The sequence below is a fragment of the Halalkalibacter sp. APA_J-10(15) genome (assembly GCF_023017105.1).
Lineage (GTDB): Bacteria > Bacillota > Bacilli > Bacillales > Bacillaceae_D > Halalkalibacter.
Window position 1 is genome coordinate 108,781 of the sequence record NZ_JALKEV010000005.1, and the last position, 22,140, is coordinate 130,920.

Below are 22,140 nucleotides of genomic sequence, written 5' to 3' on the forward strand. Positions count from 1 at the left end.
TGATGTGAAAGCGTTGTCAGATCGAAGTTTGTTTCAAGAGAATAAAATGAACAAACTATTGTCCTAATTATCAAATCATACAAAATGAAAGCGGATGATTAAGCCGAGAGAGTAGAGGGGGATACATATGAGAAAGCTGCTTAACCGTTTCAGGAAAGAAAGCATTCAAATCTCCAACAAGGAGAGCTGGTTTCAAAGGATTAAAGACAAAATTCAGCAACGTTTTTCAAATCGTGAGCAAATGCACAAAAAGAATCGTTTTTCATTTTTAAAGAGACAACAACAAGAACGAACGAATCAACCGGATGGAAAAGTTGAAAAACGGATGACATTGAAAGTGAAATTAATCGTATTTTTTATTTTATTTAGTGTTATTCCGAGTGTTGTTGTTGGTAACTTCGTTTATTACATATCAAAAGAAACGATCTTTGATAAGACGGCCACGATGAGTGAAGAAATAGCAGGTCAAGTTACTTATAGTGTGGATACAGTTATAGCAGAAGCTGAAAAGGTAACAATGCTTCCATTTTCCAATTCTGATTTAATGGATACATTAAGCGAAGAGTATGAAGACCAATTTGAACAAATGCGAGCGCAATCAGATGTAAGCACTTATTTTTCATCTTTAATATTTTCATATAATCACTTTAATAATTTCTTTTTTGTAACAAATGATGGAACGGTAATGGGCTCGAGAAATTCAGAATTTGATACGAATGCCTTTATCGAGAATGATTTAGAACGCCTGAGTGAACAAGCATCAAATCGGGCTGTTTGGTTAACTGGATATCAGGACCACTACGGTCATATGTATGTGCTAAGACGGTTAACGGGATCATTCGGTAATGATTTAGGGTTTTTGGTTTTAAGTGTAAATCGCTCTGCATTTAGTGGGATTTTTGACCAATTTGATGCAAGCTCTGGGCAAAATATATATGTTATAGATAGTGAAGGACAAATTGTATCAAGTAATGAAAGAGAATTAGTTGGAGAAAACTTTGAGAGTAGCGTGGAAACGGATGGGCAGCTTGTTTCAGAAAACGAAGGATCAACAGGTTGGACAATTAGTGTTACGACTCCTGAGGAATTTTTACTAAGAGAAATGAACAGTGTCTATTACCTTGTTTATGTTGTAATCGGAATATTTGCTCTCATATCGATAGTCGTCGGTTTCTTCTTAACTTTAACGATTACGAAACCGTTAAATCAACTTATGAACTTAATGAAGGTTGCTGAGAATGGTGATTTGAAGGTTAAATCTAAATACTTATATTCGAATGAAATTGGACAATTAGGACGTAGCTTTAACAAAATGGTAGCTAATTTTAAAGCGATCATTTATGAAAATAAAAAAGTATCAAAAAGTGCTGTTGATAGTGCAGAAAACTTAAATAAAATCTCCTCAGAATCGTCTGAAACTGCAGAGCAAGTAGCTGCTGCTATTGAAGAATTAGCAAAAGGTGCCGTAGAGCAAGTAAATTATTCAGAGAATACAAATAAGGAAATGAATGTATTGTCTGATGAAATTGAAGGCGTAACGAAATATGTGCAAAATGTATCGAATGCTACAGTGAAGACGCAAGAGTTAAGCCGAGGCTCCCTACAATCTATGCAAGGGCTAACCGACAAGAATTCGGCTGTTGGTGAAAATATTAAGAGTGTTGAATCAACTATTGTGAAATTAAGTGGAGATGTAGCCGAGATTCGTCAAATTATTGAATTAATCCGAAATATTAGTGATCAAACGAATTTATTGTCGTTAAACGCAAGTATTGAAGCTGCCCGAGCAGGTGGGTCAGCTGGACAAGGCTTCGCAGTAGTAGCTGCTGAAATACGTAAGCTTGCTGAAAAGTCAAAACAATCTACGATACAAATTGAAAATGTGATCTCGAATATTTTAGGTGTAACAGATGAATCTGTGGATCTTGTTAATCAATCAATTGTATTATTTGATGAACAAACGTCTGCAATTGGTGAGACAAGAGAATCCTTCAATAAAATCATTGAGGATACAGGATCAATTATTACAGAGATCCAAGATATTGAACAATCTATTCATAAGATTAACGGAACAAAGGACCGAGTTGGTCAAGCGATAGAAGAGATGGTGAAGGTTGCAGAAGTCTCATCTTCAACTACGGAAGAAGTGACAGCAACTACAGAGGAACAGGCTGCTGCAGCGATTCAACTTGGTCACTTGGCTCAAGACTTAGCCGAAACGATGAGCGACTTGGAAGAACAAATTAATAAGTTTAAATTGTAAGAGTCTAAAAGGAGAAGTTTCTAAGGAGTGCTTCTCCTGTTTCTAAAAAGGCTAGAGGTGTACTTTTATTAGTTGAAATTCGTCTTAGTATTTTGTTAAAAGGGAGCGTACGCGAAAGATAAAGCGGTGCTTCCTTTTTTCTGTTGCGATTGACGAGAGCATTTCTTCGACGGTGTCGTAATCCATGAGTATAAATTTTTGTGCTATTGCCTCTTTCTTTACTTCTTGTGAGAAATGTTGATTTGTTACAATGAAGCTTTGGTGGGCATTCAATGCAATTCTATTCTCATGTAACTGTTTTAATTGGCTAGTAGAAAAGAGCTCTTTACTACTAATAAGATGTACGGTAGCTTTTAGTCCTTTTTTTCGTAAAATTAAATCAGCGATTGGTGGTCGTCCTTTTACATTACTAACAGAATAACCTTGCTTTTTAAAAAGAAAAGAGAGCAGTTGTTTAAAATCTTCTTTCTTCAATGTATTTTTTGACTCGTGCTCCCTTTTCGTTGTGTGAAGGCGTAGCTGTCTTTGGAAAAAGGATATAATAATGAGTAGGATAGTAAGTGATAAGGGGATACATAATAGGAAAAAGTTAATATGATATAGTTGTACAATTAGGTATGTAATAAGAAAAAGAAGAATAGGACTATATGACCACTTTCTTTTGTCAGTTTTTTTCATCATTATGTCACTCCTTATTGTTAACGTCCCCATGTATGTGAAAATTATGCAAAGTTAGGAGAATGAGATGGATCAAGAATGGTTTTGGGATTATCGTATTCTGTCAATAATTGCGGTTGTCATTATTTCATTATTAATCGTTTTTTTATTTCGAAGTAAAAAGAAAAGATATGATGTCAGAAAAATAACAATGAATGATATTGATCGAATGACTGGATATGAATTCGAGCATTATTTATATGTGATGTTTGCAAGTATCGGGTTTGATCATACATCAATTACGAAGAGTAGTCGGGATTTTGGTGCGGATCTTACTTTTACAGACCTTGATGGTGAAAAAGTAGTTGTACAAGCAAAGAGGTTATCAGATAAATTAGGGCTCGATGCTGTTCAAGAAGTTTATGCTGCAAAAGCCTATTATGCAGCAGATGTTGCCCTTGTTATGACAAATACAGATCGTGTGTCATTACCTTGTAGGAAGTTAGCTAGTGCGACAGGTGTAAAAATTATAAGTAGAGATCAGCTACATAAGTTTGTATACGAAGGAAAAAAGGGCAGGATTAATGAAGTGCAGGAGATTATGAATCAAGCGGATGAACATGTAGTATATTGCTCGGATGAAAGTATTGAAAGGATAGAACACAGTAGAGGAATGATTGAAGCAGGTGATTATTACGTGAAATTGTAGTTATGGAACGGTGTTAGCGTAGGATAGATATCAACCAAGCCCTCCTTTTCATAAGTTATATGAGGAGGGATGTTTATGCTAAAAGTAATTGATTGGCAGCTTGTTATATTTATTGGGGGATCTTTGCTTCAGGATTGTCGTCCTTTACGTATACCGCAAATGTATTATTTACGATGAGGTTTTATAAAAGTGTTTTTAGTCAAAGGAACAATATGAAGTCATCCGTGGAAAGAGAAGTGTATGCTCGAAGCCGCGATCAGAGTGAAATGTTCGCTCGCATGTTTGATTGTTTTTCTATAGAAAGGAACACTTTACTTATGTTTCAGACTCATCATAGTAGACCATTTTATTCTCTAAAAAAGGAAATCAGTGCCTGTTTGTTGAATAGTAACTATTGACCTGATAACGTAAAAATCATTAAATGTAAGTAGAGTGTTTTATATTTTGGAAGGAAGTGTAAGGATGAGTTTTCAATTTGATGAAGTCATTGATCGACGTGGTACGGACTCAATGAAATGGGACATGACAAAGCAACGGTTTGGTGGAGATAATTTATTACCGTTATGGGTAGCTGATATGGATTTTCGGGCACCTCAAGAAATATTAGATGCCCTACATAAAAAAGTGGAGCATGGTATTTTTGGTTACCCTGCTCATTCAGATAGAGTAGATCATGCAGTTGTAAATTGGTTGAAACGTCGTTATGATTGGGAAATTCAAAAGGATTCAATTATTTATACTGCTGGAATTGTTCCGACGATTAGCTATATTATCCAGGCGTTTACAGAGCCGGAAGATGAAGTGATTATTCAAACACCAGTTTATTACCCTTTTTATGATGTAGTGAACAAAAATAATCGTAAGCTTGTGAGGAACCCTTTATCATTTGATGGCAATACGTATACAATGGATTTAGAGCATTTGGAATCGGTCATAAGCGATCGAACAAAGATGATTGTTTTATGTCATCCACACAACCCAGTAGGTAGGGTTTGGAAGCGTGCAGAATTAGAAGCGCTCGCTTCAATTTGTCAAAAATATGATCTTCTTGTTGTTTCTGATGAAATACATGCAGATTTACTGTTTAAAGGACAAAGACACATTCCGTTTGCGTCAGTAAACGAGGATGCTGCACAAAGAACATTTTCGTGCTTGGCACCTAGTAAAACCTTTAACTTAGCTGGTATTCAAACGTCATATGTTGTTGCTGAAAATAAGAAAATGCGAAATATATTAACTCAGCATTTAGCGGCATCATTTGCTAATATGACTAATTCTTTTGCTGAAGTTGCCACGGAAGCTGCTTATAATCATGGTGAGGTGTGGCTTGAAGGACTAATGGATTATGTTGAGGCTAATTACGGTTACATTAAGCAATTTATTACTGAACATATGCCGAAAGTGCGTGTGCTTCCATCAGAAGGAACGTATTTAATTTGGATTGATTGTTCTCAATTGCCATTTACACCACAAGAGAGAAAAAGTTGGTTAATCAATGAAGTTGGGTTAGCGCTAAATCCAGGATCAATCTTTGGAGAGGAAGGGAACGACTTTGAGAGGATGAATATTGCTTGTCCAAGAGCGACCATTCAAGAAGCACTCGAAAAGTGGAAGAAATCGTATGATCAACTATGGAAGAGTTAGAGTTTACTTTTTAATCGAAGCCTATGAACGTGCAATAGAGTGTACCTAATAATGATATTTTTATCGTTCTATTAAAAGTAGCCACTATTTTGCACCAACAAGAGTCTGTTCATACTCATTCATTCAGAACTATGTAAGGACCACTATTTTTAGAAAAGAGGTTTTATTCCATGGTAATGAAAAGTCTGTATTTAGAGATGTTAATGGATTTCCAGAAAAAATTAGGTCGGGAATTAACAAACGAGGAGAAGTCATTGCTACAGTGGGCTGAAGAAAAAGAGTATGAGGATTTTTATCGAGGAGTGAAAAGTTCATAAATGTGCTAAGTAAAGGGTTGTTACGTACAATATTGTATGATTAAGTAGCAGCCCTTTTTGCAATCTAGAAAGGAGATGAATATGAAAACGTTTAAATTAATTTCACTATGTGTACTTGATGGTAAAAAAGGACAAGTTGAACAGAAAATGGTCCCAATTGAAGATGGATTAATTATAAATATGGCTAACCCACATGCATGGTATATTGAAGCAATTGTGGACAAAGATCAAGCTAAATATTTTCAAATGATCTATGAGAGAAGAGGAAATATCCTTGTTGATGTTGTGATTACGAGCAAGGATAATCATCCTGCAGCGATGATCACAAATGTTGAATCAGTTACTCCTTTATCAGGACAAATGAGTATTTTGCTAAAAGGTGAATTAGCTTTTAAAAAGGATGATCTATTAGCTGATGTTTTAGAGGACATTGTGAATGAAGGCTTTAAAGGTCAAGAGCTACTTGAGGAGTTTGGAAACAGGCGGCAAAATTTAATTGAATATTCGCAAAGAACGCTTGATGAATTGTATCAAACATTGCGTAAAGGTGGTCGCTATTCGTTAGAGTAATGGTGAATAGAATGTGAGAACCTCCCCATACTAAAAAGGTTAATATGCTCGTAGGATGGAGGAACTCATTCATGGAAGAGAAGAAAACATGGGATATCATATCAATTTCATCGATCCCACTAGTCATGACTTTAGGAAATTCTATGCTGATTCCCGTTCTTCCTCAGATTGAAAGGGAGCTACAAATTTCATCTTTTCAAGTAAGCATGCTTATTACGGTTTATTCGATTGTGGCGATATTATGTATTCCCATTGCGGGGTACGTTTCAGATCGAATTGGGAGAAAAAGAGTAATTATTCCTAGCTTAGTTATAACAGCGATAGGAGGAGGCATTTCCGCTTTCGCTAGCTGGAAAATGAATGATCCTTATTCAGTGTTAGTATTTGGAAGGCTTTTACAAGGAATTGGTGCTGCTGGAGCTGCTCCGATTGTCATGCCACTTGTTGGAGATATGTTTACAGAAGAGAAGGATGTTAGTAGAGGTCTAGGGATTATTGAAACCTCTAACACATTAGGAAAGGTGCTAAGTCCTATACTAGGAGCTGCCTTAGCACTTATTGTTTGGTATATGCCTTTTTTCGCAATACCAATTTTTTGTTTTATTTCGATCATCGCGTTAAGCTTATTGGTGAAGGAACCAAAGATGAAAGAAAAACCGTTAGCTTTTAAAGCGTTTATAAAAAGCTTGCTTCTTATTTTTAAACAAGAAGGTAAATGGTTATATGCTGTTTTTATAGTTGGTGGAATTAGCATGTTTGTACTCTTCGGGGTACTATTTTATTTATCAGATTTATTAGAAAAATCTCATCAAATTGATGGAATTAAGAAAGGAATTATATTAGCTATTCCTTTAGCGGCACTTTGCTGTGCATCATTTGCGACCGGTAAAGTGATCGGACAGGATAAACAAAAAATGAAATGGATGACGGTGTTTGGGGTGAGTTTATTAACGATTGCATTATTTGCGATGTCATTTTCTCAAGATATCTATTTACTGTTAACAGCTTTATTAGTAAGTGGAGTAGGTATTGGCATCGCTCTTCCTAGTTTAGATGCCCTAGTAACGGAAGGGATAGAGATGGCCCAGCGAGGTTCGATTACGTCGCTTTATAGTAGTATGCGTTTTGGAGGAGTCGCTTTAGGTCCTCCTGTTTTCTCCATGTTAATGAAAACAACACATGCCTTTACTTTCTTACTCAATGCTGGAATTTGCATACTCGCATTAGTTGTCGCGCTTCTAATGATTAAACCTGAACAAAAAATAAAAATTACATGGGATTGAAGGAATATTTATTCTAGGACATATTGAAGCAATGGTGTAGTTGTGGTGAAATGAATTTGTTTTTGAAATTGATATCTAAAAAGAAAAACTGCATTTGCAGTTTTTTTTCTGTAATAGACATGATAAAATGCGATGGAAACAAAGAACACGAGGGCACTGAATAAGTTAGATAACAGAGGCCACCTGAAAAAGTACAAATCAACTTTTCAGTCCCTTTGATTTGACTAGCAATGGCTTCATTCGTTGCTCACTTGATACGAGATACCTACCCGTATCAAGCTCTTCAAAATGGACAACAGTTTCGCACATTGCTTAAAGAACACCGTATTTTTAGTGGAAGGTGGTAACGTGGAGCATGATTCAATGTATGGATCAAAATGGATGTCTCGTTCATTTACGACTTGGAGAAGACTTTACCATTGAACCTGAACATGTTTTGGTCTTTTGCCGATTTAAACAGAAATGGTTAGTGACGAACCATTGCAGTAGAGGATTAGAATTTCCAGGCGGTAAGAAGGAAAAAGGAGAATCACTTGAAGAAGCAGCTTTTCGTGAGGTATGGGAAGAGACAGGTGCTATTTTATCTCAACTAAAGTATTGTGGATTTTATGTTGTTAATGAGATTGATCATGAATTTCATAAAGCTATTTTCTTTGCTGAAGTTATAGATGTTGAATCAAAGGAAGATTACGGAGAAACGGGAGGACCGGTTTTAGTAAAACAATTTCCCGAGAATATTAAACATGATAATCGATACAGTTTTATTATGAAGGATGATGTACTTCCTGCTACATTAAGTTGGTTGAAGAGGGAAGGCTTGACAACATGATTATAAGTCAGACGAATTTGAAATCTCCTCATTCTGCTATTGAGCTTATGGAAATCACATATTGTAGTCAAGGATTACGTGTAAAGGCTTATCTAGCTACTCCTCGTAATCAGAATAAGCTTCCTGGGTTACTTTATTTACGTGGTGGCATTAAACGTGTCGGTATGGTTAGAATCGAACGTGTTATTCAATGGGCATCTGAAGGAATGGTCGTAATGGCCCCTTTTTATCGCGGTAATTTTGGTGGGGAAGGCAGAGAGGATTTTTGTGGAGAGGACCGTCAAGATGCGATTTCAGCATTTGATGTTTTAGAGTCATTAGATTCAGTTAATCGCCACTCTATTCATATTGTAGGATTTTCAAGAGGAGGTACAATGGCTTTACTAACGGGAATGGAGAGATCTAATGCGAAAACGATTACGTGCTGGAATGGTGTTTCAGACATGAAGCTTACATATGAAGAACGTGTTGATCTAAGAAGGATGATGAAACGTGTTGTTGGAGGAACTCCGAATAAATATCCAGAGAGATATGAATGGAGGACTCCGTTAGGAAAACTGGAGCAATTACAATCACGTGTATTAATCATTCATGGTTTGTTAGATGAGCATGTTTCTGTAGAGCATGCTTTTCGCTTAAAAAAAAGCTGTGATCGATTTAAAAAACAAGCTGATATGTGGTTATATCCAACCTTTAAACATCAATTTCCATATGAAGCGCAAAAAAAAGTGCTTGCAAGTGCAGCTCAATGGATGAGGCGAGCAATTATTGACTGAATTTGGTTGATTCATAATTTTTTAATAATATATAGTTGACAGTTTACGATGATGTGCGATATGATATGCCTCGAACGGATACTCTTATCCCGAGTTGGCGGAGGGACAGGCCCGACGAAGCCCAGCAACCATCACTTAATAGCCAAGAGTGAAAAGGTGCTAACCTGCAAGGCATTTGCCTTGAACGATAAGAGGCAAAAGGTAAACATTTACACCCTTTTCCTCTTGATAGGAAAAGGGTTTTTTATTGTATTTGTATGAAAACACCTTTGGTGAGATACTCTTGAAATGAAAAAGTGATACATCAATCTTATTCATAAATTCATGGCACATGTATGTGTATAAAAAATGAATGATTTGCTGTTTTTCTTATCGTTTCGTGTAATCTTATGAAAGAGATTCCCTTACTTTTTTTGATGGGAATGAGTGCCGTCTCAAAAAAAGCACATCCTAAAAAGGAAGATGTGCCAAGGAGGATATGAAAAGTATGTCAGAATTACAAAGTCGTCGTTTATTTACGTCAGAATCAGTAACAGAAGGTCACCCAGATAAGATTTGTGATCAAATCTCAGATGCCATTTTGGATGAAATTTTGAAAAATGACCCCAATGCACGTGTCGCTTGTGAAACAACGGTTACAACCGGACTAGTATTAGTTGCTGGTGAGATCACAACGAGTACTTATGTTGATATTCCCAAAGTTGTTCGTGAGACGATTAAAGGAATTGGGTACACACGAGCAAAGTACGGTTTTGACGCTGAAACGTGTGCGGTATTAACATCTATCGATGAACAATCTCCTGATATAGCTCAAGCAGTTGATGAAGCATTAGAGGCACGTGAAGGCAATATGACAGATGAGGAAATTGAAGCAATCGGGGCTGGGGATCAAGGCTTAATGTTCGGTTATGCGAATAATGAAACGAAGGAATTAATGCCTTTACCGATTTCACTTAGTCATAAGCTAGCACGGCGCTTAACGGAAGTACGAAAGGAAGAGATTCTCCCTTATTTACGTCCTGATGGGAAAACGCAAGTGACGGTTGAATATGATGAATATGATCAGCCTGTTCGTGTTGATACGATTGTTATATCAACACAGCATCATCCTGAAGTAACGTTAGAACAGATTCAACGTAACCTTAAGGAATATGTCATTAATCATGTAGTACCAGCGAACTTAATTGACGAGAAGACAAAGTACCTCATTAACCCAACAGGCCGTTTTGTTATCGGTGGTCCACAAGGGGATGCTGGTTTAACAGGTCGAAAGATTATTGTTGATACATATGGTGGTTATGCACGTCACGGTGGTGGTGCATTTTCCGGAAAAGATGCAACAAAAGTTGACCGATCCGGTGCTTATGCTGCGAGATATGTTGCAAAAAACATTGTAGCGGCAGGTCTTGCTGATAAATGTGAAGTACAATTAGCATATGCAATTGGAGTGGCTCAGCCTGTGTCAATTTCAATTAATACGTTTGGGACAGGCAAAGTTGTTGAGGAGACACTTGTTTCACTTGTAAGAAATAATTTTGATCTCCGTCCTGCTGGTATAATTAAAATGCTTGATCTCCGTCGTCCTATTTACAAGCAAACGGCTGCGTATGGACATTTTGGACGTACTGATGTTGAGTTACCATGGGAATTAACGGATAAGGCAGAATTGTTAAAAGCAAACGCGGAAATATAATAGAATTTGTTCAAAGAAGCTAACCTTATAAAGAGGTCAGTTTCTTTTTTTATAGTATTAGGCTTGAAAAGTAAGTGGATTTACGGATGATGTGGCTTCATTGAGGAGATGGTGACGTATGTCAAGGAAAAAAGCAGGATAAACTATTGAATAGGAGGTGAACAGAATGGCTCAAGATGTACTTTGTGAAGTGGATAACTGTGTTCATTGGTCTCAGGGGAATAAGTGTGAGGCAGAACGAATTTATGTCGTTAGTCACCGCGAACAAGCGGAGCGTACAGAAGAAACAGACTGTAAAACGTTTAAGCCTCACTAGGAACTAATAGAGAAGTGAAAATACGCCCATCAAGCCCATACTAGCTTAGGGCGTATTTTAGTAACCGTGTTATACCTTTAGTATTGATAATAATAATCAGTTTTATTCATCATTATGCGAGATGTTTTTTCTTGTTGTTTATAAATGCGACATGTTCATATTGTAAGAGCAACTGATCAAAAATGGCTTCCCATGATTGGGTAAGTGCATAGGAACGAGCTTGCTGGGCAAAATGTCGTCGCTTATTAGGGTGTTGAATTAAGTCAGTTATAGCGTTAATAAAGCTTGTAGGAGATTTTGCGTCACATACTATTCCTGTTTTATTATGTTCAACGATTTCTCTTACGCCACCTTGATTCGATACAATAGCTGGTGTTCCTGAAGCGAGTGATTCTAAGACGACATTTCCGAAGGTTTCGGTAGTAGAAGGGAAAATAAATAAGTCGGCACTCGCATAAACAGCAGCAAGCTCTTCTCCTTGTAAATATCCCGTAAATGTAACAGATTCACTGTTAAACTCTTCTTTCATTTCGGATAGGAGTGGTCCGTCGCCTACAATGACCCATTCAATGTGCCTTTTCATTTCACGAGGAAGTTGTCTAATAATCTTTCTCAATGTCGCCATGTCTTTTTCTGGAGCAATCCTTCCAACGTATATAAGTGTATATTTGCTTTTCGAGGTTGAGGGCTTTTGCTTGTTCGGGTTATATAATGAACAATCAACTCCTCGTTTCCATAAATCCACTGAATTAAAACCTTTATTGAGAAGATGTTCTTTCGTTTCAAGTGATGGAACGAAGGTTTTCTCGAAGCCTGAATAAAACCATTTCACATATTTCCAAAGCATATCTGACATAAATAATAATTTATAATAGCGTAAATAGTGGTCAAAGTGTGTGTGGTAAGAACCAACCATAGGAATATGATACTTCTTTCCATAGTACAGTCCTGTTAATCCAATGTTAAATGGAGTTGTAATGTGAATAAGGTCTGGCTTAAATGTTTCGAGACGTTGTCTTAGTTTAATTATGTTTGGAACAGCTAATCTGCATTCAGGATACAGAAAAAAAGGAAAGCTTGTAAAGGCATGTATATTACTTGCGAATGGATTCTCTTTTTCAATGGATTCAGGAACAAATAGTTGATAAGGAATTCCTCTCCGCTCAAGATGATTGACAAACCGGTGTAATGTACGTGCAACTCCATTGACTTGAGGGATATACGTATCTGTAAATAATGATACTCTCATTAAACTCCTCCTTAATCAAGCTTACATAATAGGTAAATGGATCATTAGTGTATAACTTCCAAATGCTGATACAGTACCGAGAATTGCTCCAGCTAATACATCAGAGGGGTAATGAAGTCCAAGAACAATTCTTGATAATCCAACAAGTGCTGCCGCAAAGAACAGTGGAAGAATTAAAATTGGATAGGAAATCATAAATGGTACTATGATCGCAAAGATAGCTGTCGTATGTCCTGATGGAAAGGAATGATCCTTAAAAGGGTTTTCAACTACTGTTACATTTGGTAGTACTAAGTAAGGGCGGTTCCTTGGAATCCTCTTTTTAATCAAGCTCACAACTGTATGGCTTACAATTAAAGCAAATAGGGCAATCCAGCCTGTTCGTTGTAAGGGTCCTGAAGCAAAGATGCTTAAACTTAATGAAAATAGAATGGTAAAGCTTGCGCCACCGAAGTGGGTCACATATTTCATGGTGGAGGTTAAATAGTTTTGTTGATTAAAAAAGTGGAAAAAGGAACAATCCGTTTCATATAAACGTTGTCGATACAAATATGACTCCTCCCTTGTGATTGGCTAATTCGATTGTTACTTACACGTACTTATAGTTTAAAGGTTGATTATTGAGAGAAAATCAAGGAGATGTAAAAGTTATTTATAGATTGTGAAAATGGGGCTGTATGGACGCAAATGATACGATACAGCCCATATAGGTGTAGTGAATCTGCTAACACGCATTACTGTCTGTTGTTTGTAGTAATATGGAAGAGTTAGTCGTTGTTTTGAGGCTCAGAATGCTTGTAATGTTGCCCTTTTTCCACGTACTCATTTCGAATTCTTGTCATGTCTTGAATATCATCCGCAGTTAAATTACGTACCACTTTGGCTGGTCTTCCGAACGCTAACGTATTGGCAGGGATTACTTTACCTTGAGGGACTAAGCTTCCTGCACCGATAAAGGCCCCTTCGCCTATTTCCGCTCCATCGAGAATAATGGAGCCCATTCCAATTAATGCTTTTTGACGAATCGTACAGCTATGAAGCATACATTGATGACCAATGGTTGCATCATCTTCTATGATTAACGGATAAGCGGGGCTTTGGTGTAACATCGATTGATCTTGAATGTTGACTCGCTTTCCTATGATCGTAGGTGACACATCTCCTCTTATTACTGTATGAAACCAAATACTTGTTAGATCACCAATTGTTACATCACCTGATACAATGACCCCATCAGCTAAGTAAACACTATTAGCAATTTTGGGCATTTTTCCTTCATAAGGATAAATCAATAGTATCAACTCCTTTTCGTTTGTAAGAAAAATCGCTATACTTATTGTAACGCAAAGTCATGTTACGATGTCTAACTTTCTACAGACATGCAAAGGAGGCTACATCATGTGGAAATGGGAAGTGGAAGAGCCGAGAGGAACGGTTGTTGTTGTTCATGGTGCTGGAGAGCATCATGCACGTTATGAATGGTTAGCTGAGCGTTTTAATGAACATGGATTTGATGTCATAATGGGTGATTTACCAGGACAAGGACGAACGCGTGGCAAAAGAGGACACATCCCATCTTTTGATTATTATTTAGATACAGTGGAAGAGTGGATTGCGGAGGCGAAAGCTTCTCAGTTGCCAATCATCTTATTCGGACATAGTATGGGTGGTTTAATTGTCATTAGAACGTTGATGGAACGAAAGCCAGCAATGATTCTTGGTGTAATTTTGTCATCACCGTGCTTAGGGTTAACATCACCTCCGCCTAAATTGAAAGAGCTAAGTACTAAGCTACTACACCGAGTTATTCCGACATTTAGTGCTGACTCAGGTTTGAAGACAGAGCATTTAACGAGAAATGAAGAGATTCGTGAACGCTATTCACATGATGAGCTTCGTGTCAAAAAAGTTTCTGTAAGGTGGTACCAAGAATTGATGAAAGCGATGAGACTCGCTCATCGTTACCCAGAAAAACTTCCAGATATCCCTTTGATGGTTTTACAGTCAGGTGAGGATTATGTCGTAAATAAGGAAGAGGTTCGTGCTTGGTTTGATTTGTTACTAACTCAAGAAAAGTATTATAAGGAGTGGGAAGGCTTGTATCATGAATTGTTTAATGAGCCTGAGAGGAAACAAGTGTTTCGTCATGCGATTGGTTTTGTGAATCTTTTATTACCTTAATCACACTTGTATTGAGCCTTCTCTATCTGTGTGCTACTGTATGTAAGGACGAACGATGAACAACTAAACTTATAGAGAAAGAAGGGGTGATCACTTTTTGAGTGTGCCTACAAAACCAATTCCATTGCTATATCGCATATACCGCCGCGTTTTACCTACTGTTCATACATATTACGATCAGTGGAAAGAGCGTGCAAAAGATATTCCTAATGATGAGTTGAGAGCTCAAGCATTAGACGCATTAGATCGAAAAGGATTTCATTGTGAAGGGGGAGGAGTGTTTGGCCTCCTTGCTGATCAAGATCTGTTTGAAGAGTTTATTCAATTTATGATTGCCTATCAATTGATGTGTGATTATCTAGATAATTTATGTGATCAAAGTCCGGCACTTGACCCAAATGATTTTAGACAGTTACATCAAGCGTTATTAAATGGATTAAATCCTGAGGCAAAAGATTGTGATTATTATGCCTATCATCAGGAGAGTAATGATGGTGGTTATTTAAGAGAGCTAGTTGAAACCTGTCAACGACTAGTACAAGCATTCCCTTCTTTTGATATTGCACAGCCTTATATGCTCATGTTAAGTCGCTTATATGGTGATTTGCAAGTACATAAACATGTTATTAAAGAAGAAAGAATTCCAAGACTGGAAAGCTGGTTTTCGAAGCATCAGCATTCTGTACCGACAATGACTTGGTATGAGTTTTCTGCATGTACAGGTTCAACGTTAGGGCTGTATACACTTGCGGCATATTCAACGAGAGAAGGGTTAACTGATCAAATTGCTAAAGAATTGAAGGATGGTTATTTCCCTTGGGTACAAGGTGTTCATCTATTACTCGATTATTTCATTGATCAAGAAGAAGACATTGCCGATGATGAATTAAACTTTTTGTTTTATTACGAGGATGATGATGAGATGATCGAACGTTTTACGTATTTTGTTGAGCAGGCTGAGCATAACGTGCTCTCGTTACCTGATGGGGCGTTTCATCGTATGATTTTAAAAGGTGTTATTGCTATGTACCTTGCCGATGAAAAAGTTCAAACAAATAAGCAGCTAAAAGCTCAGTCGAAACAAATGATTAAAATGGGTGGCTGGCCTGCGCTTATTTTTTATTTGAACAACTGGATGATGAGGCGATAAATGAATGATTTGAAAACACAGGAAAAGGGGCTGGGACAAATCCCTCCTCTGAAATGAAAAGCCGGTGAAATTTTACTTGACGTAAAATCTCACCGACTTTTATTATTTTGGGCTCTCCTCACATTTCAAGGAATATGTAGCTGCCAAAGGTTCGTTCCATTGCGCTCCAGCCACTCGCTTTCGAAGCCACTGAAAAAGTGCTCGTTTACTTCGGACTTGAAAGGGAGCTTTGCCCTCGTTCCCGGGATGGGGGGCACGCTTTACGCAGGCGGGCATTGAACTAACCGGCTGCGCCGGTGGATTTCAACCTGCCCTTCCCTCCTGCAGGAGTCGGCCCTCCCATCCCGTCCGCTTTGTTGAGAGGTAAGATAGACATTCCCTACTCTTCAACGATAAAAAGAAAATAAGAGAAATAGTCTAAAAAGGCCTTTGAGAAAGGAAACTCAAAGGCCTTTTATCTACAGTTTGAAGTTTCATTTTATCAAACACTTCCCTGTCATTTTATTTTATAATTTAGGTAGTACATAGATATCAAATGAAGAAACAATAACACTCAGTCCATATATGGGTATTTAACAGCCTACTCTGAAAAAGACAATATGTTATTTGCAAAAACAAATAACATGAACCTTGTTTCCAAACTACATCCTATCATTACACATGGAACACGAAAAAATGATGAATTCGAATTTAATTAATAAAGATGCCGGGATGTATGTTTGTAAAGCTTGACATATGGCTACTCACAAAAAATATGATGAACGAAAAGGGAAAGATACGAATCCACGAGTCCGATACTTATTTGATGTTGAAAAGTGCAAAATCTGTCCATTTCAAGAAGGGTGTTATAAAAAAGGAGCAAAAACAAAAATCGTATTATGTGACGATTAAATCAGAGGAACATTCTGATCAAGAAGCTTTTCAACAAACAGAAGAGTTTAAAGAAATGGCAAAGTCACGTTATAAAATAGAAGCAAAAAATAGCGAATTAAAAAAGAGACACGGGATAAAAATTGCATCATCCTCGGGTCTGTTTGGTATGCAAATTCAAGCTGCTACCACGATATTTGCGGTGAATCTCAAGAGAATAATAAAGCTTTTGAATGAAAAAGAGTAACAAGTAGCAAAAGAAAAGGCAATTCTCATCCGAAAATGGAGGGAATTTGCCTTTTCTTTTCAATTAAAATCTTATTAGCACGAAAAACGGAAGTTTTTCAGTGGCCTCCTCGCTTTCCGCGGGGAGGAGTCTCGCCCTTCCTCTTGACGCTAGTTATGTCCCAGCTTCTTTTCGTTTTTAAAGTTTGTAGCCACTGCTCACAAGGTCTAGTTTTCCTGTTTCAGGATGAATAACAAGTCCGTGGACTGGAACATCGTCAGGCATTAGAGGATGTTTGCGAACAATGTTTACACTATGCTCAACGCTTTCTTCTACACTTTGAAAACCAGTTAAGAATTTGTCAACATCAACACCAACAAACTCTAAATCTTTGATTGATTCCATATTCACTCCACGAGATTCGGCCATATCGAGAATATTGGACGACTCTAACCCTGCCATCCCACATTGATGATGGCCTATGATCATCACTTCGTCTGCTTTAAGTGCGTAAAGGGCTACTAAAATACTTCTCATCACACTTCCGAAAGGGTGTGAAATTACAGCTCCGGCATTTTTAATGACTTTAGCATCTCCTTGTTTAATGTTCATCGCTGCAGGCAATAAATCATGAAGTCTCGTATCCATGCACGTTAGAATTACTAATTTCTTATCTGGGAATTTTGTTGTTTCATAATGTTTAAATTGTTCAGAAGCTACAAAATGTTCATTATGATTTAAAATAGTTTTTAATAAGCTCACTTACGTTCACTCCTTTTTTTGTATAACAGCTATGATCTGTTCTTCCTATTATTTTTGACAGCCTGTCCATTTGTCAAGGTTATCTTTTTTCAATACCGATGACGTATGGAGGGTTATTCACTTGGTTCATAAATTGATACTTAAGGACATGGGCTGTTTTCTGGTTAATTTGCGTCACGTATGATTCAACAGTTTCCTTTTCTTTTTTGCCTTCTGGGTGACCATGATAAATCACTAATACGATCGTCCCCCCTTGAGGCATTTTTTGCAACAAATCTTTAATCGCCTTAATTGTGGTTGTACCTTGTGTGACGATGCTTTTATCTCCACCTGGTAAGTAGCCTAAATTAAAAATAGCCGCTTTGACTTTGCACAAGTGATCGGTGGGAAGTTTCGTTACGATCTGTTCATGACCACAATGGAAGAGTGTAACCTGATCAAGGTGCTCTTTACGTAACCGCTGTTTCGTTTTGTTGATGGCTTCTTCTTGAATATCAAATCCATAAACATGTCCACTTGCTTCAACGAGTTGAGCAAGAAATACCGTGTCATGTCCATTGCCGACAGTACAATCAATGGCAATATCGCCTTTTTCTAATGTGTTTTCTAGAAGTGTTCGAGCAAAAGGAAGGATTCCTTGTACATTCATTGCTGAAACTCCTTTTCTATTTGATAATATTTACCTTGCCAACTGTTTCGATTTGTTAATTCGGATTCAATGGCATTTAAGACCTTCCACTTATTTAAGCTCCACATTGGACCTATCATTAAGTCTGCAGGGCCATCCCCAGTTAAACGGTGTACGATCATATCTGGTGGAAGGATTTCTAATTGATCCACGACTAGGCGAATATATGAATCAAAGTCCATTAATTGAACTAATCCTTTTTCATATTGTTTAACCATCGGTGTTCGTTTTAATAAATGGAGTAAATGAATTTTTATTCCTTGTACATTTAAATGTGCCACTTCTTCAGCTGTTTGCAGCATCATGTCCTCGGTCTCTAAAGGAAGGCCATTAATGATATGACTACATACTCGTATTCCATGCTTTCGTAACTTCTCAACTCCTTCCTTATAGCATTGATAATCGTGGGCTCGATTAATGATTGTTGCGGTTTTCTCATGGACCGTTTGCAACCCTAGCTCAATCCATAAAAACGTGCGCTCGTTTAACTCGGCTAAGTAAGCCACGACATCGTCAGGAAGACAATCTGGTCTTGTAGCAATGGAAAGTCCAACAACTCCTTTTTGTTCAAGAATCTTTTCAAAATAATTTTTTAATGTATCAACAGGGGCATATGTATTGGTATAAGCTTGGAAATACCCAATATATTTTCCAGACTTCCACTTTTGATGCATTTTTTCTTTAATTGAATGGAATTGAGTAACTAGATCATCACGTCTGTCACCTGCAAAATCGCCAGAACCACGTTCACTACAAAAGGTACAGCCTCCGAAAGCGACATGGCCGTCACGGTTCGGACAGTCAAAACCAGCATCTAAAGGGATTTTAAATACTCTTTCACCAAATTGTTGCTTTAAATAATGGTTCCATGAATAAAATCGTTTATCGCCAAAGTGGCTTGGTTTAGTTTGATTAATGCTCATACGAAACTCCTTTAATCAACAAAGTAAATGATCAGCTTTTTTACTGACTCTTTAAACAGTTTATCACGAGCGATTCATGTTTCAAATGCTTATTGAATGTCAATGGCACTAAAGCAATATGCTAGCTTGACAGCACGACTGTGAATTCATACAATACTAGTAAGTTCATAATGCAAGAATGTCGAGAAGGAGTAGTAACGTAAGTTGGGAACTAAGAGAGCTGACGGGTGGTGCGAGTCAGTCGAACAATGATCGTGAACTTACCTTGGAGTTTTTGAAATAGGGTATACATAACCTTTTCAACGGGTTACGTCCGATATACGTTTTGAGCGAATGAATCTATGTATTCATTAATGTGGGTGGTACCGCGGGATGATAACTCTCGTCCCTAACGTCTGTTAGGGGTGGGGGTTTTTTTAGAAGTTTAGATTTTGTTAGCTGCAGAGCAGAGCTATAAAAGGCTTATGCATGTAAAGGCTATGAATCGTCGTGGTTAATTTAGATACAGGAGGAACAAAGATGGCATTTTCACATGAGGAAATTGAACGTAAGTGGCAAACGTATTGGGAAGAACATAACACGTTCCGAACGAATGAAGAACAGGGGAACGATAAACCGAAATTTTATGCCTTAGATATGTTTCCGTATCCTTCGGGAGCAGGTCTCCACGTTGGACATCCAGAGGGCTATACTGCTACAGATATATTATCCCGTATGAAACGTATGCAAGGGTATCAAGTGCTTCATCCAATGGGTTGGGACGCATTTGGATTACCAGCAGAGCAATATGCGTTAGATACAGGGAATGATCCTGCGGAATTTACAAAACAGAATATTGACAATTTCCGTAGACAAATTAAAGCTCTTGGGTTTTCATATGATTGGGACCGTGAAGTGAATACAACGGATCCCTCCTATTATAAATGGACACAGTGGATTTTTACGAAGCTATATGAAAAAGGGTTGGCCTATATTGATGAGGTTGCGGTGAACTGGTGTCCAGCACTTGGAACCGTGTTAGCCAATGAAGAAGTGATTGATGGAAAAAGTGAACGAGGCGACCATCCAGTTGAACGTCGTCCGATGAAGCAGTGGATGCTGAAAATTACTGCTTATGCAGATCGACTGTTAGAAGATTTAGAAGAGTTGGATTGGCCTGAAAGTATTAAAGATATGCAACGCAATTGGATTGGACGCTCTGAAGGTGCGGAGGTCATCTTTTCGGTTGATGGTCACGCTGATCAAGAAGTAAGAGTGTTTACGACACGACCAGATACTTTGTTTGGAGCGACGTATATGGTACTTGCCCCGGAGCATAAGCTTGTAACACTTGTTACAACAGATGAGCAGAAGTCTGTTGTAGAAGAATATAAACAACAGGTAGCGGCAAAGAGCGACCTTGAGCGAACAGAGCTATCAAAAGAAAAAACAGGTGTCTTTACTGGGGCATTTGCGGTTAATCCTGTTAACGGTGCAAAGGTACCTATTTGGATTGCTGACTATGTATTAGCAAGCTATGGAACAGGGGCCATTATGGCCGTTCCTGCTCATGATGAACGAGACTATGAGTTTGCGAAGGCATTTGATTTACCGATTCAAGAAGTAGTTGCTGGTGGGAATGTAGACAAAGAGGCATATACTGGAGATGGTGAGCATGTTAACTCCGAATTCTTAAATGGCCTCGGTAAAGAAGAAGCAATTAAGCAAATGATCACATGGTTAGAGGCAAATCAGTATGGGAAAAAGCAAGTAACGTATCGTTTACGTGATTGGTTATTTAGCCGTCAACGTTATTGGGGGGAACCGATTCCTGTTATACATTGGGAAGATGGGACAATGACAACTGTTCCAGAAGAAGAGCTTCCTTTAGTGTTACCAAAAATGAAGGAGATTCGCCCTTCTGGAACAGGTGAATCACCTCTTGCCAACGAAACAACTTGGTTAGAGGTAACCGACCCTACGACAGGTAAAAAGGGGCGACGTGAAACAAATACAATGCCACAATGGGCGGGGAGTTGCTGGTACTATTTACGTTATATAGATCCACACAATGACCGAGTGCTTGCTGACAAGGAAAAGCTAGAAAAGTGGTTACCTGTTGATATTTATATAGGGGGAGCGGAGCATGCGGTACTGCATTTATTGTACGCTCGTTTCTGGCATAAATTTCTTTATGATATTGGTGTCGTTTCAACGAAGGAGCCATTCCAAAAGCTATTTAATCAAGGCATGATCCTCGGTGAAAACAATGAGAAGATGAGTAAATCAAAAGGGAATGTTGTGAATCCTGATGATGTAGTAGAGAGTCACGGTGCTGATACACTTCGCTTATATGAAATGTTTATGGGACCATTAGATGGATCGATTGCGTGGTCAACGAACGGATTAGATGGATCGCGTCGTTTCTTAGACCGTATTTGGCGTTTATATGTAAATGAAGAATCAGGAGAGCTTAGCGATAAAATCCAAGCATCAAAAGGTGAAGAAGCATTCATTCGTGCTTATCATCAAACGGTGAAGAAAGTAACAGAGGATATGAGCGAGCTACGCTTTAATGTGGCGATTTCTCAAATGATGGTGTTCATAAATGAAGCCTACAAGCAAGACCGTCTTCCGAGCGACTTAATGGAGGGCTTTGTAAAAATAATTGCACCGATTACACCACATTTAGCAGAAGAGCTTTGGGAGAAGCTAGGACACGCAGAAACGATTGCATATGAACAGTGGCCATCTTATGACGAAGCGTTTTTAGTGGAAAATGAAATTGAAGTCGTTGCTCAAATAAATGGAAAAGTTCGTTCTAAGCTTGTTATTCCTGCAGATGCATCTCGTGAACGAATGCAAGAATTAGCTTTAGCTGATGAAAAGATTACAGCAGCGATTGGTAATAAATCCGTTCGCAAAGTCATTGCTGTACCAGGTAAGCTTGTGAATATAGTTGTTGGATGAGTGTGAGATGTTTTCCTTATTAAACACACAAAGTTTTTTAAATCCTTATTGTTCTAAAAAGACCATTCTGGATTGGTAATCCAGA

20 protein-coding genes, 1 pseudogene, 1 riboswitch and 1 other annotated feature are annotated in these 22,140 nt (G+C 37.9%); of the genes and pseudogenes, 14 read left to right on the forward strand and 7 right to left on the reverse strand.

Translation table 11 applies throughout. From position 1 onward, the window contains the following. Nucleotides 1-127: 127 nt before the first annotated feature. A complete protein-coding gene (locus MW695_RS07630; RefSeq protein ID WP_247104614.1) occupies nucleotides 128-2,263 on the forward strand; it encodes a methyl-accepting chemotaxis protein in 2,136 nt (711 codons plus the stop codon). A gap of 84 nt (nucleotides 2,264-2,347) precedes the next feature. Here the strand turns inward: MW695_RS07630 and MW695_RS07635 are convergent, their stop codons facing one another. Then, nucleotides 2,348-2,941: a restriction endonuclease gene (locus tag MW695_RS07635; protein WP_247104616.1), complete on the reverse strand. Its 594-nt coding sequence runs from the start codon at nucleotides 2,939-2,941 to the stop codon at nucleotides 2,348-2,350. Between the two features lie 67 nt (nucleotides 2,942-3,008). Between MW695_RS07635 and MW695_RS07640 the strand changes: the two genes are divergently transcribed. From MW695_RS07640 to MW695_RS07680, 9 genes are all read left to right on the forward strand, one after another. Next, nucleotides 3,009-3,629: a restriction endonuclease gene (locus tag MW695_RS07640; protein WP_247104618.1), complete on the forward strand. Its 621-nt coding sequence runs from the start codon at nucleotides 3,009-3,011 to the stop codon at nucleotides 3,627-3,629. Nucleotides 3,630-4,091: 462 nt separating this feature from the next. Beyond that, nucleotides 4,092-5,273, forward strand: a complete 1,182-nt coding sequence (locus MW695_RS07645; RefSeq protein ID WP_247104620.1) for a MalY/PatB family protein — start codon at nucleotides 4,092-4,094, stop codon at nucleotides 5,271-5,273. 170 nt (nucleotides 5,274-5,443) lie between these two features. Beyond that, entirely contained in the window at nucleotides 5,444-5,590 is a 147-nt protein-coding gene (locus MW695_RS07650) for a hypothetical protein (protein WP_247104622.1), read from the forward strand. Between the two features lie 81 nt (nucleotides 5,591-5,671). After that, the gene (locus MW695_RS07655; RefSeq protein ID WP_247104623.1) at nucleotides 5,672-6,160 is read left to right on the forward strand and encodes a YwpF family protein; all 489 of its coding nucleotides are present in this window, start codon (nucleotides 5,672-5,674) and stop codon (nucleotides 6,158-6,160) included. 71 nt (nucleotides 6,161-6,231) lie between these two features. Then, nucleotides 6,232-7,443 (forward strand): bacillibactin exporter BcbE, encoded by a 1,212-nt coding sequence (bcbE, locus tag MW695_RS07660; protein ID WP_247104624.1) that lies wholly within the window; start codon nucleotides 6,232-6,234, stop codon nucleotides 7,441-7,443. 355 nt (nucleotides 7,444-7,798) lie between these two features. After that, nucleotides 7,799-8,272, forward strand: a complete 474-nt coding sequence (gene ytkD / locus MW695_RS07665) for an RNA deprotection pyrophosphohydrolase (protein ID WP_247104625.1) — start codon at nucleotides 7,799-7,801, stop codon at nucleotides 8,270-8,272. Beyond that, a complete protein-coding gene (locus tag MW695_RS07670) occupies nucleotides 8,269-9,048 on the forward strand; it encodes an alpha/beta hydrolase family protein (protein WP_247104626.1) in 780 nt (259 codons plus the stop codon). The genes ytkD and MW695_RS07670 overlap by 4 nt, the downstream gene beginning before the upstream one ends. 81 nt (nucleotides 9,049-9,129) lie before the next feature. Beyond that, a riboswitch (SAM riboswitch) is annotated at nucleotides 9,130-9,242 on the forward strand. Nucleotides 9,243-9,535: 293 nt separating this feature from the next. After that, nucleotides 9,536-10,741, forward strand: coding sequence for a methionine adenosyltransferase (gene metK, locus MW695_RS07675; RefSeq protein ID WP_247104627.1), 1,206 nt, complete (start codon nucleotides 9,536-9,538; stop codon nucleotides 10,739-10,741). 166 nt (nucleotides 10,742-10,907) lie between these two features. Next, nucleotides 10,908-11,057: a DUF1540 domain-containing protein gene (locus MW695_RS07680; RefSeq protein ID WP_081728101.1), complete on the forward strand. Its 150-nt coding sequence runs from the start codon at nucleotides 10,908-10,910 to the stop codon at nucleotides 11,055-11,057. Nucleotides 11,058-11,169: 112 nt separating this feature from the next. On the opposite strand, the gene MW695_RS07685 is transcribed toward MW695_RS07680, so the two are convergent. From MW695_RS07685 to MW695_RS07695, 3 genes are all read right to left on the reverse strand, one after another. Continuing rightward, nucleotides 11,170-12,306: a glycosyltransferase family 4 protein gene (locus MW695_RS07685; protein ID WP_247104628.1), complete on the reverse strand. Its 1,137-nt coding sequence runs from the start codon at nucleotides 12,304-12,306 to the stop codon at nucleotides 11,170-11,172. A gap of 21 nt (nucleotides 12,307-12,327) precedes the next feature. Further along, nucleotides 12,328-12,855 carry a phosphatase PAP2 family protein gene (locus MW695_RS07690; RefSeq protein ID WP_247104630.1) on the reverse strand — a complete coding sequence of 176 codons (528 nt, stop codon included), beginning with the start codon at nucleotides 12,853-12,855 and terminating at the stop codon, nucleotides 12,328-12,330. 218 nt (nucleotides 12,856-13,073) lie between these two features. Further along, nucleotides 13,074-13,598 (reverse strand): gamma carbonic anhydrase, encoded by a 525-nt coding sequence (locus MW695_RS07695; RefSeq protein WP_247104632.1) that lies wholly within the window; start codon nucleotides 13,596-13,598, stop codon nucleotides 13,074-13,076. A 106-nt stretch (nucleotides 13,599-13,704) separates the two neighbouring features. Here MW695_RS07695 and MW695_RS07700 point away from each other — a divergent pair, with 106 nt between their 5' ends. The 3 genes and pseudogenes from MW695_RS07700 to MW695_RS07710 all read left to right on the forward strand — a co-directional run. After that, nucleotides 13,705-14,487 (forward strand): alpha/beta hydrolase, encoded by a 783-nt coding sequence (locus MW695_RS07700; protein ID WP_247104633.1) that lies wholly within the window; start codon nucleotides 13,705-13,707, stop codon nucleotides 14,485-14,487. A gap of 103 nt (nucleotides 14,488-14,590) precedes the next feature. Next, nucleotides 14,591-15,637, forward strand: coding sequence for a tetraprenyl-beta-curcumene synthase family protein (locus tag MW695_RS07705; protein WP_308446077.1), 1,047 nt, complete (start codon nucleotides 14,591-14,593; stop codon nucleotides 15,635-15,637). A gap of 575 nt (nucleotides 15,638-16,212) precedes the next feature. Continuing rightward, nucleotides 16,213-16,754 (forward strand): annotated as a pseudogene (locus MW695_RS07710) (transposase); the annotation flags it as partial. 177 nt (nucleotides 16,755-16,931) lie between these two features. Here the strand turns inward: MW695_RS07710 and MW695_RS07715 are convergent. From MW695_RS07715 to mnmL, 3 genes are all read right to left on the reverse strand, one after another. Then, nucleotides 16,932-17,495 carry a beta-class carbonic anhydrase gene (locus MW695_RS07715; protein WP_247104635.1) on the reverse strand — a complete coding sequence of 188 codons (564 nt, stop codon included), beginning with the start codon at nucleotides 17,493-17,495 and terminating at the stop codon, nucleotides 16,932-16,934. A gap of 79 nt (nucleotides 17,496-17,574) precedes the next feature. Continuing rightward, nucleotides 17,575-18,144: a tRNA 5-(aminomethyl)-2-thiouridylate-methyltransferase MnmM gene (mnmM, locus tag MW695_RS07720; protein WP_247104636.1), complete on the reverse strand. Its 570-nt coding sequence runs from the start codon at nucleotides 18,142-18,144 to the stop codon at nucleotides 17,575-17,577. Further along, the gene (gene mnmL / locus MW695_RS07725; RefSeq protein ID WP_247104637.1) at nucleotides 18,141-19,106 is read right to left on the reverse strand and encodes a tRNA modification radical SAM protein MnmL/YtqA; all 966 of its coding nucleotides are present in this window, start codon (nucleotides 19,104-19,106) and stop codon (nucleotides 18,141-18,143) included. Before mnmL ends, mnmM begins: the two co-directional genes overlap by 4 nt. A 172-nt stretch (nucleotides 19,107-19,278) precedes the next feature. Continuing rightward, nucleotides 19,279-19,499: a binding site (T-box leader), on the forward strand. A gap of 126 nt (nucleotides 19,500-19,625) precedes the next feature. Here mnmL and leuS point away from each other — a divergent pair. Then, entirely contained in the window at nucleotides 19,626-22,055 is a 2,430-nt protein-coding gene (gene leuS / locus MW695_RS07730) for a leucine--tRNA ligase (protein WP_247104638.1), read from the forward strand. Nucleotides 22,056-22,140: the final 85 nt, after the last annotated feature.